The 2,622-nt window shown below is 72.0% G+C and carries 3 protein-coding genes and 3 tRNA genes; all 6 read right to left on the minus strand.

Features of this window, described 5'->3' with window-relative positions:
* Nucleotides 1-1,069, minus strand: a 1,069-nt coding sequence (locus KJ554_05175; protein MBU0741731.1) for a hypothetical protein, incomplete at its 3' end; no start/stop codon positions are given.
* A 104-nt stretch (nt 1,070-1,173) separates the two neighbouring features.
* A complete protein-coding gene (locus tag KJ554_05180; GenBank protein MBU0741732.1) occupies nt 1,174-1,632 on the minus strand; it encodes a single-stranded DNA-binding protein in 459 nt (152 codons plus the stop codon).
* A 193-nt stretch (nt 1,633-1,825) separates the two neighbouring features.
* Nucleotides 1,826-1,901 (minus strand) — tRNA-His (locus KJ554_05185).
* 18 nt (nt 1,902-1,919) lie between these two features.
* Nucleotides 1,920-1,996, minus strand: a tRNA-Arg gene (locus KJ554_05190).
* A 108-nt stretch (nt 1,997-2,104) separates the two neighbouring features.
* Nucleotides 2,105-2,181: transfer RNA gene (locus KJ554_05195), tRNA-Pro, on the minus strand.
* A gap of 185 nt (nt 2,182-2,366) precedes the next feature.
* Nucleotides 2,367-2,622: non-canonical purine NTP pyrophosphatase (locus KJ554_05200; GenBank protein MBU0741733.1), on the minus strand; the 256-nt coding region annotated here is incomplete at its 5' end.

Raw genomic sequence — 2,622 nt, forward strand, 5'->3', positions numbered from 1 at the left:
CCCAGCGCAGCAGCACCGCGCGGTCCGCGTCCGCCGCCCGGAAACCCGACACGAAGACCGGCGTGGGCCCGTCGAAGAGCGGCAGCGTCCACAGGCCCGTCGCGTCCAGCAGCGCGCAGACGTCGGCGCCGAGGGCCACGTCCGCGGCCGCGCCGTCGGCGAAGGTGCCGGCGGTGAAGGGATGATCGGGATCGCCGGCGCCGATGACCGTCAGGTTGCCGCCGGCCGCCGCGTAGATCGCGTCGCCGCTTCTGGCCAGGCCGCCCGGGGGCGACGGCAGGTCCAGCGCGGCGCGGAACCACAGGTAGTCCCCCGAGAGATCGACCAGGACGTAGTCGCCGCTCTCGCGCAGGGTGTGGAGCAGGTCGCCCTGGACGTCGAGGGCGACGAAGTGCAGCGAGAGGCCCCAGCTGTCCACGAGCGTCATGTCCGACGGGTCGGAGGTGTCGAACCACTCCAGCTGGGCGAGGCTGCCCGCGTCGCCGGACACGTACAGCAGGCCATCGCCGAGCGCCAGGGCCGAGGGCGCGAAGGGCAGCAGGACGGTGTCCGCATAGACCGGATTCCCGGGATCGGCCGCGTACTGCACCAGCAGATGGTCGCCGATGCCCGCGCCGGTCCCCCGGACCGCCGTCACTACGTAGGGCGGCAGCCAGGCCACGGCCGTGGGCGCGCCGAAGACGGTCGCCTCGGCTGCGATCCCGGGGGGCGGGGGATCGCCCAGGTCGATCAGCGCCAGGGCGCCGCGGTTGATGCGCACGTGGTACCAGACCACCGCCGCGATGTCGCCGTGTCGCGCGATGTCCGCGGGCACGCCGGTCAGCTCGAGCTCCGCGCGCTGGACGGGCGCCGCGGGATCTGACAGGTCCACCGCCCAGAACCAGCCGCCGGGATTGCCGTTGTCGGCGGTGTCGTCGGCGCCGACGAGGGCGAGGTCGCCATCGAGCTGCAGCGTGACGGCGGCGCCGCGCCCGGCCGGGAGGTCCCAGCGGCCGAGGGGCGCGGGCGTCCAGGCGGACGCGGGCGCAGCGGCGGCGAGCAGGCAGCAAATGAACGGGACACGGCGCATGCGGACTCCGGGGCCAGGGCCTGATACCCAGTATACGCCAGAATCGCCGCAAGAAAAGAGACGCCCCTTGCGGAGCGTCTCTGGCATGTTCGTCGCGGCGGCGCTCAGAACGGCAGATCGTCGTCGTCGTTGCCCGGCATGGGGGCCTCGGGGAACGGGTCGTCGGCGCCGCCCTGGCTGGCCTGGCGGGCCGGCTTCTGCTGGGCGTAGGCCTCTCGGGGCGGCGCGTCGCCGGCGCGGCCGAGCATCTGCATCTCGCGCGCCACGATCTCGGTCGTGTAGCGCTTCTGCCCGTTCTGGTCCTCCCACTCGCGGGTCTGCAGGCGGCCCTCGATGTAGACCTGCTTGCCCTTCTGCAGGTACTGGCCGCAGATCTCGGCCAGACGGGCCCACGCCACCACGCGGTGCCACTCGGTGCGCTCCTGCTTCTCGCCGTTCTTGTCGGTCCACTGGTCGGTGGTCGCGACGCTGAAGGTCGCCACCGGGGTGTTGGTCTGGGTGTAACGCATCTCCGGGTCGCGGCCCAGGTTGCCCACGATGAACGCCTTGTTGACACTGGCCATGCTCTTCCTCCTGTTGGCGCGGCCGCGCGGCCGCTCGTTACGACACTCACCAAGGCGAACGGGACGATCGGGTCCCACCCCGTCATCCGGTACAAGACGAACGGCCCCCTGTGGGGGGCCGCGCCGTCCTTCGACCGCGTCCGCCCCGAGGCGGCCGCGGCCGGCGCCGGACCGCGCGGGTCCGGGGGATGCGTGGGGTGGATGATGGGATTCGAACCCACGACCACCTGGACCACAACCAGGGGCTCTGCCAACTGAGCTACATCCACCACCGCAGTGATTGCGTATGGCGCGCCTGGCAGGATTCGAACCTGCGACCGCCGGATTAGAAGTCCGGTGCTCTATCCAACTGAGCTACAGGCGCGTCGATCACGCTGCGCCCGCGCTCGTGGGGCGCGGACGGGTATAATGGGCCACGCCCCCGGACGTGTCAAGATCACGCCCGGCACCAGGCGCCGAACCGCGCTGTCGTTGGTCGGGGCGAGAGGATTCGAACCTCCGACCCCCTGCTCCCAAAGCAGGTGCGCTACCGGGCTGCGCCACGCCCCGACCGGACTTCCACCGGCGGCCGGCGGGACAGTCCCCTTCCCCGTCGACCTCGGTACACACGGCGCGGGTCGAGCAATCGCCGCTCCCGCCTCCACGCGGCCCGTCCATCAGGTTAAGAGTCCTGTTTGTCGCCGCTTACGTCACGCCAATGGATAATAACGGAGGCACGGGCTGTCAATGGACGTTCACTGCTCCGCCGCGTACACGCTCCGGGCGGCGTCGAGCAACCGGCGCAGGGCCACGCCGCGATGGCTGACGGCGTTCTTCTCCGCCGGCGCCATCTCCGCCAGGGTGCGCTCGCCGCCGAGCGGACGGAACACCGGATCGTAGCCGAAGCCGCGGTCGCCGGCGGGCGCCCGGGTCACCTCGCCGAGCAGCCGGCCGGTCGCCGTCAGTTCGCACCAGACCGCCTCGCTGACGGCGCGGCCGGGCGCTGCGGCG

The sequence above is a fragment of the bacterium genome, from assembly GCA_018814885.1.
Classification (GTDB): domain Bacteria; phylum Krumholzibacteriota; class Krumholzibacteriia; order LZORAL124-64-63; family LZORAL124-64-63; genus JAHIYU01.